9 protein-coding genes are annotated in these 15,540 nt (G+C 74.7%); all 9 read right to left on the bottom strand.

Annotated features, from left to right (window positions below):
• Positions 1 to 25: 25 nt before the first annotated feature.
• From ACWGIF_RS00930 to ACWGIF_RS00890, 9 genes are read right to left on the bottom strand one after another with little or no spacing between them, the layout of a single operon-like run.
• Positions 26 to 1,351 carry an ATP-grasp domain-containing protein gene (locus ACWGIF_RS00930; RefSeq protein WP_453488970.1) on the bottom strand — a complete coding sequence of 442 codons (1,326 nt, stop codon included), beginning with the start codon at positions 1,349 to 1,351 and terminating at the stop codon, positions 26 to 28.
• A 56-nt stretch (positions 1,352 to 1,407) separates the two neighbouring features.
• A complete protein-coding gene (locus ACWGIF_RS00925; protein ID WP_453488967.1) occupies positions 1,408 to 2,247 on the bottom strand; it encodes a TauD/TfdA dioxygenase family protein in 840 nt (279 codons plus the stop codon).
• Positions 2,229 to 3,467, bottom strand: coding sequence for an MFS transporter (locus ACWGIF_RS00920; RefSeq protein WP_453488964.1), 1,239 nt, complete (start codon positions 3,465 to 3,467; stop codon positions 2,229 to 2,231). Before ACWGIF_RS00920 ends, ACWGIF_RS00925 begins: the two co-directional genes overlap by 19 nt.
• Complete coding sequence (locus tag ACWGIF_RS00915; RefSeq protein ID WP_453488961.1) at positions 3,457 to 4,869, bottom strand: FAD-binding oxidoreductase; 1,413 nt, start codon at positions 4,867 to 4,869, stop codon at positions 3,457 to 3,459. Before ACWGIF_RS00915 ends, ACWGIF_RS00920 begins: the two co-directional genes overlap by 11 nt.
• Positions 4,866 to 5,078, bottom strand: coding sequence for a ferredoxin (locus ACWGIF_RS00910; protein ID WP_453488958.1), 213 nt, complete (start codon positions 5,076 to 5,078; stop codon positions 4,866 to 4,868). Before ACWGIF_RS00910 ends, ACWGIF_RS00915 begins: the two co-directional genes overlap by 4 nt.
• Before the next feature lie 49 nt (positions 5,079 to 5,127).
• On the bottom strand, positions 5,128 to 6,393 hold the full coding sequence (locus ACWGIF_RS00905) for a cytochrome P450 (RefSeq protein ID WP_453488955.1): 1,266 nt from the start codon (positions 6,391 to 6,393) through the stop codon (positions 5,128 to 5,130).
• The gene (locus ACWGIF_RS00900; protein WP_453488952.1) at positions 6,386 to 12,862 is read right to left on the bottom strand and encodes an amino acid adenylation domain-containing protein; all 6,477 of its coding nucleotides are present in this window, start codon (positions 12,860 to 12,862) and stop codon (positions 6,386 to 6,388) included. The genes ACWGIF_RS00905 and ACWGIF_RS00900 overlap by 8 nt, the downstream gene beginning before the upstream one ends.
• Complete coding sequence (locus ACWGIF_RS00895) at positions 12,859 to 13,284, bottom strand: nuclear transport factor 2 family protein (protein WP_453488949.1); 426 nt, start codon at positions 13,282 to 13,284, stop codon at positions 12,859 to 12,861. The genes ACWGIF_RS00900 and ACWGIF_RS00895 overlap by 4 nt, the downstream gene beginning before the upstream one ends.
• Positions 13,281 to 15,488: an aminotransferase class III-fold pyridoxal phosphate-dependent enzyme gene (locus ACWGIF_RS00890; protein ID WP_453488946.1), complete on the bottom strand. Its 2,208-nt coding sequence runs from the start codon at positions 15,486 to 15,488 to the stop codon at positions 13,281 to 13,283. The genes ACWGIF_RS00895 and ACWGIF_RS00890 overlap by 4 nt, the downstream gene beginning before the upstream one ends.
• Positions 15,489 to 15,540: the final 52 nt, after the last annotated feature.

Raw genomic sequence — 15,540 nt, 5'->3', positions numbered from 1 at the left:
GGCTCCTCGGAGTATGCGGTCGCAGTCAGTTCGGGGCGAGTCGGAACACGTCGTCGGCCAGCAGCCGGATGCGGCGGTGGTCGGCGAGGAGCCGCTCCTGGCTGTCGCCGGTCAGGAAGACGCGCAGCGGGCTGGACAGCAGGTCGACGGTGGGGCGCATCCGGTCGCCCGGGGCCAGCCGGGGCACGGCCAGGTGCACCGTTTCCAGGGCACGGATGCGGGCCAGGGCGTCCTCGTCGACGGCCTCGACGAGCCCGCCGCGGGTGGTCCGCACGTGGACGACCATCCCCTCCCGGTGCTTGCGGTACAGGGTGTCGCCGGGGTGTTCGCGCCGGTACTCCTCGGGGCGTACGCAGGCGAGTGCGAGCAGGTCGGCCTGGTTCCCGTCGAGGCAGGAGTCGTGGTGTCCCGGGTCCATGATGCCGTCGAGCCTCGCGCCCACCTCGACGAGTACCGGCCCGGTGGCGGTCATCATGATCTCCGCGTGGGCGGCGCCGAACCGGATGTCCAGGGCGTCGAGGACGGTGTCCAGATAGGTGACGAGGGGTTCGACCTGTGGCGCGTCGGGGTCGATCAGAACGTCCCGGTCGTAGACCGGCCGGGTGCCGACGAGGGTCTTGTCGTAGCGCCAGACGCCGCAGACATGCCGTGCGCCGCCGGGACCTCGGACGACGTCCACGATGTATTCGGTGCCGTCCAGGAAGGACTGGGCGAGCAGCTCGTCGTTGTGCCGGCCGAAGATGTCCTGGCTTCCGAGGATCTCGGCGGCGGCGGCGCGGACCTCGTCCGGGCCTCGGCAGACGGAGACCTTGTCGGTGGAGGCCGAGCTGAGCGGTTTGACGACGACCGGGTATCCGGTGGTCCGCGCCCAAGCGAGTACTTCCGCCACGTCGTCGGTCTTCAGCTGGTCGGCGCAGCGGATGCCGGCGGCGCGCAGTGCCTCGATCATGCGGTACTTGTCGCGGCGCAGCGCGGAGGTGGCCGAGGGGTTGCCGGGCAGGCCCAGCAGTTCAGCCGTCCGGTCGGCCGGCGGGACACCGGTCTCCTGGCCGGGGAGCACCCCGCAGGGGTGGTAGGAGGCCAGCTCCTTCACCGTACGGGCGGGGTCGGCCTCGTCCTGGACCACGTTGGCCAGGTACGGGCGCAGGTCCGGCGGGGGTACGCAGTCCAGGAACTCGGGGGTGCTCTGGAGGTGTACGACGTCCGCGCCGAGCTTGCGGAAGGCGGCGGGCAGGTACTTGCCGACCGAGTAGCCGTCGACGATCACGCCGACGGGCGTTGTGCCCCGCCGGTCGTGCGGAACGGCGTACGGGTGTGCGTGGTGGCCGGGGTGGTCGGGGGCGGTGGGCATCGCGGGTCCTCTCTTCGTGGGCGGGCGGGGGCCGTCGGCCGGGTGCCGGGGCCCGCTCACGCGGCGGCGACGCTGACGCGGTGGACGGTCCGGGAGACGCCGGGCGGCAGGTCGGTGGCGACGTGGTAGGTGGTGGCGGTCTTCCACAGCAGCAGGTCGTGCGGGGTCCAGCGGTGGGTGTAGGTCCGGTCGGGGTCGGCCAGGAGGGTGTCGACGAGGTCGAAGAACGCCTCGTTCTCGTTGGCGTCGAGGCCCACGACCCGGTCCATGTAGGCGCGGGCGGCGTACAGGAAGCGGCGGCCGGTGTGCGGGTCGCGGCGGACGACGGAGTGTTCGACGGCCGGGTACTGGCGGGCGATGAGGGCCCGTACCTCGGCGATGGACAGGCCCACGTGCTCGGGGGCGATGCGCTGCTGTTTGGTGAGGGTGTGCAGCCCGACGCGGTCCTCCAGGAAGGTGCGCCACTGCTCGGGCAGCCGGTCGTAGACGTCGGCGGCGCTCGCGAAGACGGTGTGGCCGTGGTCCTCGGGCACGTGGACGCCGTGCAGCACGGTGTAGGCGGAGGGGTCGGCGTCGAAGGAGGAGTCCTGGTGCCAGAAGTGGCCGACCCGCTCGATCCCGACCGGCAGGCCGTCCTTGCGCTCGTTGGAGGAGACGAGGATCTCGGCGAACTCGGGGTGGCGCCAGTCGGCGAGGAGGAAGGGGACGGGGCGGCCGATGCGGGCGGCGAGGCCGATCTGCTGCCGGGGGGTGAGTTCGATGCCGCGGACGACGACGAGGTCGCGCCGGTGCAGGGAGTCGACGACGTCGGCGAAGACCTCCGGGCGGGTGAGTTCGGCGTGGGTGAGTCCGCTGTACTCGACGCCGATGAAGGGGGTCAGGTCACGCTTGAGCACGGTTCCTCCTTGTGCCAGGTGTACGGGTTGGTGCGGGCCGCGAGCAGCAGCAGGCAGGCGGCGCAGACCGCCGCTCCGGCGGCCGCCCACGGGGCGCCGGGGTGGCCGGGGGCCGAGAGGTGCAGGGCGAGTTGCGGGGCCGCGATGAAGGCCAGGTTGACGCCGCCGGAGTACAGGCCCATGTTGCGGTCGGCGGCCGGGCCGGAGAGCCGGCTGACGTAGTCGAGCAGTCCGGGGAAGACGACGATCTCCCCGGCCGTCCACACGAGGGTGGCGAGCACCAGCTCCGGCCCGGTGTCGGCCAGGGCCATGAGCAGGAACCCGGTGCCCGCGAGCGCGTAGCCGCTCAGCAGCGTCGCCAGGTGTCCGACGCGTGCCATGCGGAGGTTGAGCGGGACCTCGAACAGGACGATCCCGACGGCGTTGACGGTGAAGACGACGCCGGCCCAGTAGCCGGGCAGGCCGAGGCCGACGATGACGTAGGCGCCGACGAAGACCGAGGGCAGCGCGTAGGCCAGCTGGATGGGTAGCGAGAGGCCGAACACGCTCCAGAACCGGGTGCGTTCGGCCGTCGTCTGCCGGACCGGGCCGCGCGGGCGGGTCTCGTGGCCCGGGCCGCCGGCGGCGGTGTCCGGTCCGGCGGCGGGCCGGCGTTCGCCGCGGCGGTGCAGGAACGCCGCAGCCGCCAGGACGCACAGGGCGTTGGCCCAGAACACGGCGTACGGGTCGAGGGCGTAGAGCAGGGCCCCGAGGAGCGGGCCGGCCGACAGTCCGAGGTTGATGGCGAGCCGGTAGCAGGAGAAGGCGACCTTGCGCTGCTCGGGCGGTGACCCGGCGATCGTGGCCGCGTAGGCCGCCGGGGTGACGATCTCGTACGCGAACCCCCAGATCAGCACCACCGTGATGAGCGCGGGCAGGCCGTTCAGCAGCGGCATCACCGCGACCGCGGCGGCGCCCAGCAGGAAGCCGCCCCTCATCAGGGCGTACGGGTGCAGCCTCGCGAGGAGCCGTCCGGCGGCCAGGTCCGCGGCGAGGGCGCCGACCCCGAAGGTGGTGACGGCCAGGCCCGCCTCGGCCGCGTCCAGACCTCCGCGGCCCAGCAGGTACGGGGTGAGGAAGGGGTAGGCCATGGTGCCGGTGCGGAAGAGCAGGGTGGTGAGGAACAGGGTCCGCAGGGGCGGGGCGAGCCCGGCCACCGTCCGCAGGGTCTCAGCCGGCACGGCGGGTCCCGGCCGGCCGCCGGGCGAACACGGCGCCGGGGTTGAACAGGCCTGCCGGGTCGAGGGCGTCCTTGAGGTCGCGGTGCACGCGCAGGGCGACCGGGCCCAGTTCGCGTTCCAGCCAGTCCTGCTTGAGCTTGCCGACTCCGTGCTCGCCGGTGATGGTGCCGCCGAGGGACAGGGCGAGGGCCAGAATCGCGTCGAACGCCGTCCGGGCGCGGGCGTACTGCTCGGCGTCGTCGCCGTCGTAGAGGACCGTGGGGTGCATGTTGCCGTCGCCCGCGTGGCCGACGACCGCGACGGTCAGCCCCGCGTCGGCGCCGATCCGCGTACAGCCCTCGATCAGATCGGCGATGAGGGTGCGGGGCACGGCCACGTCCTCGGTCATGCAGGCGCCCCGGGCTTCGAGGGCGGCGAGGCTCACCCGGCGGGCACGCAGCAGCAGGGCGCCCTCCGCCGCGTCCTGCGTGGCGTGCGTGTACACCGCGCCGGCTTGCCGGAACACGCGTTCCATCTGGTCGAGTTCGGCTTCGCGGGTGCCTTCCGGCGCGTCGGACTGGCAGAGCAGCAGGGCTTGGTCGCCTTCGCCGGCGAGCTCGGTGCCGAGGTAGGCGGACGAGGCCCGCAGGGAGGTCGCGTCCATGATTTCCATGAGGGAGGGCACGAGGCCGGCCCGGACGATCCGGTTGACGCTGGCTCCCGCCCGGGCCACCGAGTCGAAGGCCGCGATGACGGTGCCGGGCGCGGAGGGCAGCGGGCGCAGGGCGAGAGTGGCCCGCGTGATGACCCCGAGGGTGCCCTCGCTGCCGACGAGGAGGCGGGTGAGGTCGTAGCCCGCGACGCCCTTGACGGTGCGGCGGCCGGTGCGCAGGAGGGAGCCGTCGGCGAGGACCGCGTCCAGGCCGAGGACGTAGTCGCCGGTGACCCCGTACTTGCCGCAGCACAGGCCGCCCGCGTTGGTGGCCAGGTTCCCGCCGAGGGTGCACGTGTCGAGGCTGGAGGGGTCGGGCGGGTAGTACAGGCCGTGGGCGGCTGCGGCCGTCTTCAGGTCTTGGTTGACGACGCCGGGTTCGACTACGGCGATCCGGTTGTCCGGGTCGAGTTCGAGGATCCGGTTCATCCGCGTGGTGGCCAGGACGACGCAGCCGTCGACGGCGTTGGCGGCGCCGGTCAGGCCCGTTCCGGCGCCCCGGGGAACGATCGGGACGCCGGCCGCCGCGCAGGCCCGCACGCATGCTTGCACCTGCTCGGCCGAGGCGGGCAGGACCACCGCGAGCGGCCGGCCGTACGGGGCGAGCGGCATCATGTCGTGGGCATAGCCGATGGTGGCGTCCGGGTCGGTGACCAGGACGCCGCCGCCGTCGAGGGCGGCGCGCAGGGCGGCCAGCAGAGCGGTGGTCATGCCGGCCGCCCGTCGGCCCCGGTGACGAGGATCGCCCGGGCGGGGCACAGGTCGGCGGCCTCGTGGACGGCGGCGGCGAGGTGCTCGGCCGGTTCCGGGTCCAGCAGCAGGACGATGCCGTCGGTCTCGTCCTGGTCGAAGACCGTGGCGGCGGACAGGACGCAGTGGCCGGCGCCGACACAGCGCTCGGGATCGAGGGTGACCTTCACAGGGTCGGCTCCTTCGGTGCGGGGGGACGGGCGGCGGGCGGCAGCGGGGTCACCAGGTCACGGGAAGGGCGTGCACCCCGTACACGGCCATGTCGGACTTGAAGCGGATCTCCTCGACGGGCACAGCCGTGCGCAGCGTCGGGATCCGGCGGGCCACGGCGGCGTAGACCTCCTGGAGCTCCACCCGGGCCAGCGACTGGCCCATGCACTGGTGGGGCCCGTAGCCGAAGGCGAGGTGGCCGTGCGCGCGGGAGGCGGGGTCGAACTCCTCGCCGGCGGGGAAGCGTTCGGGGTCCCGGTTGGCGACGTTGATGGCGGCGATGACGCCCTCCCCGGCCCGGACGAGCCGGTCGCCGACCTCGACGTCCTCGACGGCGATCCGGCGGATGCCGCGCTGGACCACGGTGAGGTGGCGCAGCATCTCCTCGACGGTGTCGGAGAGCAGCTCGGGGTCGTCGTCCGTGCCGAGGGCGGCGAAGTGGCCGGGGTGGCGCAGCAGCGTCAGCACCCCGAGGGAGATCATGTTGGCGGTGGTGTCGTGGCCGGCGGTGAGCAGCAGCAGGGCCATCGCGGCGAGTTGGGGCCGCGTCATGGTCCCGTCGGGCAGGTGCCGGGCTGCCATGCGGCCGATGAAGCCGTCGCGCGGTTCCCGTTCGGTGGCGGCGACGAGCTCCTCCAGGTAGTCCTGGAGGGCCTGCCGGGCGGCGGCGGCGCTCTCGGTGGTGCCGGCGACGACGTTCATGGTGTGGGTCAGGCCGCGGAAGAGTTCGCGGTCCTCGAAGGGCACCCCGAGGAATTCGCAGATGACGGTGAGCGCGACGGGCAGGGCCAGGTCGGCCACGAGGTCGGCCTCTGTGCCGCGGAGCATCCGGTCCAGGCAGTCGTCGATGACGGCGCGCACGGCGGGGCGCCACCGCTCGGCCCGTTTCACGGTGAACTCGCCGAGCACCAGGCGCCGTACGGCGTCGTGGCGCGGGTTGTCCATGACGAGCAGGGTCGGTTCGACGGCGGTCTCGGCAAGGGCGACGGCGCTGGACAGCGGGTAGCCGTGGCGGCTCTTGTCCGCGCTGAACCGGGGGTCGGACAGTACGGTACGGGCGTCGTCGAAGCCGGTGAACAGCCAGGGGCGGACCCCGTTCCACAGCGTCACGCGGGGCACGGTGCCCGCGTCGCGGATGTCGGTGGCCTCCCGGGGCGGGGCGAACGGGCACTGCCGGTCCATGGGGTAGTGCGGGTCGGAAGCCGGGCCGGTCATCGGGTCGGCAATCGGGTCGGTCGTCGGGTCGGTCGTCGGGTCGGTCGTCGGGTCAGTCATCGCGGGTGCTCCGGTCGAGTTTCCGCCACCAGCGGCCGACGAGGGCGTCGTCCAGGGCGGGCGGGGTGATGCCGTGGGCCCGCAGGGCGGCGAGGGTGGCGTCGTTGCGGTGGTCGGGGAGGCGGGCGTCCGGGCGGTCGCACAAGTCCCGGAAGTACTCGCGGTAGGCGAGGGCGGGCAGCGCGGTGCCGCGGGCCTCGGCGTCGGCCAGGCGGCCGAGCCAGGTGTCCAGCGGAACCGCCGGGGTGGTCCGGCCCGTGCGGCGGTCGAGAACGGCGATCAGCTCGGCCAGCGGGGTCCGCCGGGGGTGGTGCAGGTGGTGGACGGTGCCCGGGGCGCCGTCGGCGAGGGCCAGCGCGACCAGGGCCCGGGCCATGGTGTCCACGGGCAGTGCGTCGGTGGCGAGCCTGGGGTCGTCGGGGTGGCAGCCGAGGGTGGTGGAGGTGACGAGGAGCCGGCTGAGGAAGTCGTCCTCGCTGATGGCGCCCGTCGTACTGCCTCCGGCTCGGCCGAGCCGGTAGATCCGGGCGTCGGCGCCGCGTTCGAGGGCCTGTGCGACGAGGTGCTCCGCGGCCCACTTGGCGGCGGCGTAGCCGCGACCGCGCGGATGCCGTTCGCCGGCGGCCGAGGTGGCCTCGGTGATGGTGCGCGGGCGGGTGCCGCCGGGTCCGTCCCGGAACACGCCCAGGGTGGAGACGTGGTGCAGGCGGGCCGGGCGGCCCTGTGCGCAGATCCGCAGGAGTTCGGCGGTGCCGCCGACATTGGGGGCGGCCAGGTGGTGGAAGCCGGACACGTGGTGGACCTCGGCGCCCAGGTGGAGGAGGGTCTTCGCCCGCAGGACCTGCTCCTGGTGGGTGGCGTCGAGACCCAGGCCGGGCCGGGACAGGTCCCCGGGTACGGGCACGATCCGCGGGTCCGAGGCGTCACCGCGCAGCCCGTGGCGGCGCAGGGCGGCGGCCAAACGCCTGCGGGCGGCGTCCGTGTCGGCGGCGCGGACCAGGCACAGGACCGGGCCCGTGGTGCGGTCCAGCAGTTCGGCCAGGACGTGGGCTCCCACGTACCCGGTGGCCCCGGTGAGCAGCACGGCGTCGTTCGGGTCGAAGGGGCCGGGACGGTCGGGGAAGACGATGCCGGGGTCGAGCCGCGCGTCGTCCGGCCCCACCGGCAGGGTCGCCGGATCGGGCCCCCGCAACAGCCGGGCCACCGCGCGTACGGTCGGCTCGGCGAGGAAGTCGGCGACGGCGATCCGGACGCCGAACTCCCTCTCGATGCGGCCCAGGAGCCGGATGACCCGCAGGGAGTGGCCGCCGTGCGCGAAGAAGTCCTCGTCCAATGAGCCCGCGGGCCCGCCCAGCACGTCCTCCCACAGGGCGAGCAGCCGCCGCTCGGCCGCGTTCGCGGGGCCGTCCGCCGGGCTGTCGGCGAGGAGCCGCTGCTGCCGGAGGGCGGCCAGCCGGGCGGCGAGCGCCGACCGGTCGGCCTTGCCGTGGCTGCCCGTCGGGATGGCGGGGACGGGTACGGCCAGCCGGGGCACCATGTGGCCCGGGAGCAGCCGGGCCAGATGGGCGCGGGCGTCCTGCGGCGCGGCGGTGCCGACGTAGCCGACGGCGAGTTCGGCGTCGGTGCCGGTGCCCGTGCCGGTGTCGGTGTCGGTGCCGAGGAGGACGGCGACGGCCTCCCTGACGCCGGGGTGTTCCGCGAGCGCGGCCTCGATCTCGCCGAGTTCGATGCGGAAGCCGCGCAGCTTGATCTGGTGGTCGAGCCGGCCGAGGTAGTCGACGGCTCCGTCGGGCAGTCGGCGCACGCGGTCCCCGGTGCGGTAGCAGCGTCCGGCGCCGGCGAGTGCGGGATGGGTGGTGAACAGCTCGCCCGTCCGCTCCGGGTCGCCCAGGTAGCCGTCGCCGAGTCCGGCGCCGGAGAGCCACAGTTCGCCGGGGACGCCGGTGGCCGCGAGCCGTCCGTGGCGGTCCACGACGTGGGCCGCGGTGCCGGACAGGGCGGTGCCCACGGGCACCCTGGCCCGGGCCTCCGCGGGGTCGGCCCGGTGCGTGGTGGCCAGGATCGCCGCCTCGGTCGGGCCGTATCCGTTGATGACGACCCGATCCCGGGCGAAGTGCCGCGTGTCGTGGACGTCCGCGGGCTCGCCCGCGACGAGCAGCACGCGCACACCGGCCAGGTCGGGACGGTCCAGGGCGCGCAGCAGGGAGGGCACGGTCACCATCACGGTGACTCCGGCGGTGCGCAGGGTTCGGGTGAGGGCCGGGCCGTCGGCGCGGGTGGCGTCGTCCGCGTACACCAGGGTGGCGCCGGAGACGAGCGGCATGAACTGCTCGAAGGCGGCCACGTCGAAGCCGGGCGAGGTGAGTTGGAGCCAGACGTCGTCCGCGGTGAAGGGGTGCCGGGCGAGGCAGGCGAGGAGGGTGTTGGCGACGGCGCGGTGGGAGACGGCGACGCCGCGGGGGCGCCCGGTGCTGCCTGAGGTGTAGATGACGTAAGCCGGGGCGGCGGGATCGCCGGGGTCCGCGGCGGGCTCGGCCGCCTCGCCGGGGGCGGTGAGAGCCTCGATGTCCAGGACAGGCGGTCCTCCGGATGCCTCCGTGCCGGGCCCGAACAGGGTGTCGGCGGTGTCCTTGGCGCAGACCAGCGCGCCGGCATCGGCGTCGGCGATGCAGTGGCGCAGCCGCTGCGCCGGGTACGCCGGGTCGAGCGGCACGTAGGCGGCTCCGGTCTTGAGCACGCCGAGGAGGGTCGCGGCGAGGAACGGGGAGCGCTCCAGGCACACGGCGACGCGGTCGCCGGGGCGGATCCCGCGGGTGGCGAGGCGGGCGGCCACGGAGTCGGCGAGCCGGTCGAGTTCGGCGTAGGTGAGGCTGGTGCCGGCGTCGGCGACCGCGGTCTTGTGCGGGCGGGCCGCGACCTGCCGGGCGACGAGGGCGGGCAGGGTGGTTTCCGCCGCCCGTGGGCCCGGCTCCGGGGCGCGGCCCAGCCGTTCGTACTCCCCCGGTTCGTACAGGGTGACGTCGCGCAGCGCCGGGTCGCCGTCCGCGAGGCGGTCGAGCACGGCGGCCAGTTGGCCCGCCAGCCGCGCTGCGGTGGCACGGTCGTAGAGGTCGGTGCTGAACTCGACCTCGACGTCGAGGCCGTCGCCCTCCTCCTCGAAGGTGAAGGCCAGCTCGAAGGTGGCGGTGTCGCGATCGTCGGCGTCCCAGGGCTCGGTCCGTGCACCTGGCAGTTCCAGCGCACGCGGCCGGCACTGGCGGTAGTTGACGACGGCCTGGAAGGGGACGGCCGCCCGTGCGGTGGTGGCCGGCGCGAGTTCCCGGCCCACGGTCTGGAAGGGGACGTCCTGGTGGTGCAGGGCCTGGGTGCAGGCGGTGCGGACACGGGCGAGCAGGGCGTCGGCCGTGGCGTCCGCGTCCGCCTCGACGCGGACGGGCAGCAGGTTGACGAAGCAGCCGACGAGGTCCTGTGCCCCGGCCCGGCTGCGTCCGGCGGCGAGGGCGCCCAGGGTGAGGGTGTCGCGTTCGCTGTGGGCGGCCAGGACCGTGTACACGCCGGCCAGGCAGAACATGTACGGGCTGACGCCGTGCCGGCGGGCGGCCTCGGCGTGGCGGGCGCGCTGCCCGGAGCCGATCCGCAGCCGTACCCGGTCGCCGGATCCGCTGAGGACGGCGGGGCGGGGGCGGTCGGTGACCAGGTCGAGCCCGGCGGCTCCCCCGTCGAGCGCGCCCCGCCAGAACCGGGTCGCGGCGGTGAGGCGTTCGGGCCGGGGTTCGAGGGCGTCGCGCAGGTGCTCGGGGTAGGCCGGGCTCAGGGGCGGCAGGTCCGCGGCCGGGTCCGCGTACAGGGCGGACAGTTCGGAGGTGAAGAGGTCCAGGGACCAGTCGTCGGCGATGGCGTGGTGGACGGCGAAGTGAATCAGGGTGCACCGGGCGTCGAGGGTGAGCACCAGGGTGCGCAGCAGCCGGGTGCCGTCGGCGTCCGGCCCGGCCGCGCGGTGCTCGGCAGCCAGGGTGCGGGCCCGGTCCCGGCGCTCTCCGGCCGGAAGGCCGGTGAGGTCCGTATGGCGCAGCGCGGCGCCCGGGTCGGCGGTCAGACTCTGCCACCAGCCGTCTGCGTCGCGCCGTACGACGGTCCGCAGGGCGGCCTGGCGCCGGCCCAGCAAAGTCAGGGCGTTCCGCAGCCGGGGCAGGTCGAGCGGGCCGTCGACGGCGTAGCCGCGTCCGATGACGTACCGGTCGGTGGATCCGGTGGCCTCCTGCTCGAACCAGATCCCCTCCTGGGCGGGCGACAGCGGCAGCCGGCCGGGGTCCGCGTCGGGGGCGGGCTCCGGCGGTACGGCCGCGGTGGCGGTGGCGGAGGCCACGCGGGCCGCCAGGGCCCGGACGGTCGAGGTGGTGAACAGGTCGGCGATCGTCAGGGCCACGCCCTGGTCGCGTTCCAGCCGGGCCAGGATCGCCATCGCGGACAGGGAGTCGCCGCCGGCGGCGAAGAAGTCTGTGTCCGGGCCGACGACTCGGCCGAGGACGGCCTCCCAGTGCCCGGAAACGGCGCGCAGGACGTCGGCCTCCGCACCAGCGCCTGCCGGGGCCCGGCCGGCCTGTCCGGGGACCGCCGCGGCCGCGCGGTGGGCGAGGGCGGCGAGCAGACGGCGGTCGGCCTTGCCGTTGGCAGTGGTCGGCAACTCCGGCAACACGGAGACGACGGCCGGAACCGCCGGTTCGGGCAGGATCCGGGCGACGTGGGCGGTAAGCACGGCGGCCTGGACACCGAGGCCGGGCCGGGCATCGGGGTCGGCCTCGACGCCAAGGGCGGCCCGGGAGCCCAGGTCAGCCGGGATGCTCAGGTCGGCCGAGGAGTCCGGGTCGGCCGGGACACCGAAGGCGGCCGGGGCATCCAGGTCGCCCAGGACGGTGAGGGCGGCAGGGGAATCCTGGTCGGCCAGGACGCCGAAGGTGGCCCGGGAATCCAAATCCGGGACGCTCAGGTCGGGCCGGGCGTCCGGATCGGCCGGGGCCTCGGGGACCGCCGGGGAGGCCGGGGCCGGGGCCCTGAGGGCCGCCGGGGCCTCCGGCGCAGGGGCTGCCCCCGGTGTCAGGGTGACGTAGGCGGCCAGTCGGCGGGTGGCCGTGGGGCCGTACGGGACCACGGCGGCCTCGCGGACCGCGGGGTGGGCCAGCAGCGCGCGTTCCACCTCGGCCGGTTCGACGCGGTGGCCGCGGATCTTGACCTGATCGTCGAAGCGCCCCAGGAAGGCCAGTTCGCCGCCGGGGAGCCGGCGGACCCGGTCGCCCGTCAGGTAGGCGGTGCGTTCGGGCCGGCCGGGCTCGGGGACGAACCGCTCGGCGGTCTGCTCCGGCCTGCCGCGGTAGCCCCGGGCGACGCCCGGGCCGCCGATGCAGAGTTCGCCCTCCTCGCCCGGCGCGGCGGGGGTGCGGTCGGGGCGCAGTACGTGGGCGGTGGCCCCGGCGATGGGGCGGCCGATCGGCACGTCCCGCCAGCCGCTGTCCCAGTCGTCCGGGGTGTCGAAGGTCTGCCAGCAGGCGTAGACCGTGGTCTCGGTGGGCCCGTAGCCGTTGACGATCCGGCAGCCGGGCAGCTCGCGCAGCGCGGTCCGCACCGCGTCCGCGTCGGCCCGGTCACCGCCCGAGACGCACAGGCGCAGCCCGCGCAGGTCCGCCGTGATGTGCTCCATCGCCAGCCGGAACAGCGGGGCGGCCAGCCGCAGGACGGTCACCCCGTGGCGGGCGCACTCCCGGCCGATGTCGTGCACGCCGGGCCGGTCGGACTGCGGCAGCACGAGCCGGGCGCCGTTCAGCAGGGCGCCCCAGATCTCGAAGACGGAGGGGTCCACGTGGAGCGGGGCGAGCTGGAGGACGGTGTCGGCGGCGGTCAGTCCGGCCTCGGGGGCGTGCGCCAGCGCGAGGACGGAACGGTGCGCGACCTGGACGCCCTTGGGGGCGCCGGTGCTGCCGGAGGTGTGGATGACGTAGGCCGGGGAGTCCGGCCCCGCAGCGGCCTCCGGGACGGCGGCGTGCGCCGCGCCGAGGGCCGGGTCCGATGCGTTCTCGTTGACCGGCAGGATCATTACTTCGGCGGGCAGGAAGGCACGCAGCCTCGGGACGTCCCGGTCGGCGGCGAAGACGGTGCGCAGGTGGTTGTCGAGGACGAGGGAGCGGATCCGGTCGTCCGGCGCGTCGGGGTCCAGGGGCAGGTAGGCGCCCCCGGCCAGGACCGACCCCAGCAGGGCGGCGATCGTACCGGGCGAGCGGTGGGCACAGATCCCGACGGGCTCGCCGGGGGCGGTGCGGCCCGCGAGGAGCCGGGCGGCCGCCTCGGCCCTGGCGGCGAGTTCGCCATAGCCGATCCGGAGGTCGCCGCGGACCAGCGCGGTGCGGTGGGGGTGGGCCCGGGCCACGGCGGTGAAGGCCACGCCGAGGGTGGTGGCGGTGTCAGTGGTGGTGTTCACGGAGCCGGGGTCACCTCCTGCGGGCCGCGTTCGAGGGCCTCGACGACGCTGGCGGTGTCGAAGAGGTCGAGGTAGCGGGAGATCAGTCCATCGCGGACGGTGAACACGTTCATCCACTGGGCCTCGTAGCGCGCCTCGTTGGCCAGGACGAGGGTGCGGCTCACGCCCAGCACCACGATCCGGTCCCCGGCGTCGAGGTAGTCGTAGGCCTCGCACTCCTGGACCCGGATCAGCTCGCGGACGATGGCGAAGAACTCGCGGAAGCCCTCGACGCCGCGGTAGACGCCGGCCCACGGCAGCGAGGCGGGGCCGTGGTAGACCCATTCGAAGTCGGGGGCGAGCAGCTGCTCGATGTCGGCGAGGCGGCCCTCGTCGAACAACCGGAAGAAGCTGCGGATCACTTCCACGTTCTGCGTGCTCATGCGTTGCTCCTCGAATCGGCGGGGGTGCGGGTGCGCGGCGTACGTCGCTTCGGCCGGCCGGACAGGCGCTGGCCCAGCCGGAACAGGGCGGCGTGGGCGAGGAGCCGGACCGGGCCGGTGCGGGAGAGCCGGCGGGCGCTGCGCATGACCTGGCGGATCTCCCGCTCGGTGGCGGTCAGTGGCAGCAGGAACACGTCGTAGACGACGAAGGCGCGGGCGCGGTTGATCCACCAGAGGATGAGGGCGTACGTCATCCACTCGCCTTCGGGGTCGACGAAGCGGCCGAGGACTCCGGGTACGCGTGGTTCGAACCGGCCGAGCATGCCCTCGGCGAAGCGGCGGCCGACCACTCCGCGCGGCCCGTCGTCCATGGCCGCGAGCCCGGCGCGCACCAGGTCCGACAGGGCCCCGACGCGTTCGGGCAGGCCCAGGGCGTCGACCTGGCCGATGGCCTGGAGGGCGAAGTGGGCGCCCAGGCCGTGGGCGTGGTGGGTGCGCAGTTCCTCGACCAGCAGCGGGTTGGCCCGGCGCGCGGCCTCGTGGACCTCGTCGGATACGAGGGCGGCGCCGGTGGGGAAACAGCCGTAACTCAGTGCCTTGGACAGGCTCATGAGGTCGATGTCGGGGAGCCGGCCGTGGTGGGCGAAGCGGGTGCCGCAGCGGTAGTAGGACGTCAGGACCTCGTCGACGCCGACGAGGTAGCCGTGCTCGGCCCGGCCCTCGGTGACGGCGTCGAGGAGGGGACCGGGGATCGCGGCGTAGGCGTCGGAACTGCCGTGGACCAGTTCGATCCACACGAGTCCGATGTCGCCCCCTGCCGCCTCCTCGCGGAACTCGTCGACGGCGTGCGGGGTGAAGGGGTCGATGTAGCGGATGTCGTCGTAGAGGGGGCCGAAGGGCGCGCGGGTGCGGCCGGCGGCGGTGGCCAGCAGGGAGACGAGGGTCTTGCCGCCGTAGTTGTGCTTGAAGACGACGATGCGCCGCTGCCGGGGGCGGGCGAGGCGGGCCAGGGTGATGGCGCTCTCCACCGCGGACGCGCCGCTGACGGCGGGGAAGGTGTGGGGCAGGCCGGTTTCCCGGGCCAGGACCTCTTCGAGCTCGCGGACGTGGTCCCGGGCCGGGTCGTGGCCCCGTACGACGTCGGTCAGGGCATCGGCGGGGTTGTGGCCGGCCACGCCGAGCCCGGCTCCGCAGAGCCCGTCGACCAGGTCCAGTTCGCGGCCCGAGTCGAGGCGGACGGTGAGCCGGGAGCCCTTGGCGCGGACGACGTTCAGCGCGCCGTGCAGCTTGCGCTGCATGCGCGCCGCCATCGGGTTGACGTGGCGGGCGTACAGGTCGAGGGTGGCCTGCCGGTCGGCGGCGGCCGCCGCGAGGACGCGGTGCACCGGGGCGGCGGCGTCCCAGCGGGGCAGCAGCCGGGCGATGACGGCGCGCATGGCGACGGTGTTGCCGCCGTAGGTGTTGGAATGCAGGAATCCGGTCTGCGGGGTGGTCCACGGCTCGAACGTGTCGTGGGTGCCGGTGAAGGCGCCGAACGGGACCTCGTGCCCGGTGAGGGATTCACCGAGGACGACGAGGTCGGGGCGGAGCGCGGTGACGGCGGGGTCCGCCGGGCTGTCCGGGGCGATGTCGCTGAGGTCGACGACGATGCGGGCTCCGGTGGCGCGCGCGGTGCGGGCCAGTTCGGCGACGGCGGCCCGGGCGCTGTCGTCGAGGAGTTCGGGGGCGCGTACGACGAGCCCGCACACCGAGGTGCCGGTGCCCTGCAGGGCGGAGCGCAGGCCGTCCACGGTGGTGTGGGTGAGGAGGCCGGGGGCGAGGGCGAGGTCGGGGCCTTCGGCGAGGGGGTCGGCGCGGCGGGCGAGGGTGCCTTCGGGGTCGAGGACCAGGACCCGGCCTCGGTGGACGGCGGCGGTCGCGGCGGCGCGGTGGCGCAGCAGTTTGACGGCGCCGTGCAGGGCCTCGTAGCGGGAGTTGGCGAAGAAACTGCGGTAGCGGGTGCCGGCCGGGCGGCCGCCCAGTTCCCGGACGAACTCGCTGAGGAGGTGGCCGGCCTGCGCGGATTCGGCGGTCACGAACCAGGACGGCATGGCGAAGACGGGCTGTTCCTGCGCGATGAGGTCGGCCAGGATGCCGAGGGTCTGCGGGCCGGCCGGGCGCAGGTGCGACACGGGGCCGGGTGGGGCCTGGGGGTTCGGGTTCATGACGCCATCTCGCTCGTGGGAGGGATCCCGGCGGCGGGTGTCCGCGGGACCC

The sequence above is a fragment of the Streptomyces sp. NPDC054849 genome (genome assembly GCF_053610945.1).
This window is presented reverse-complemented; position numbering and strand designations above follow the sequence as displayed.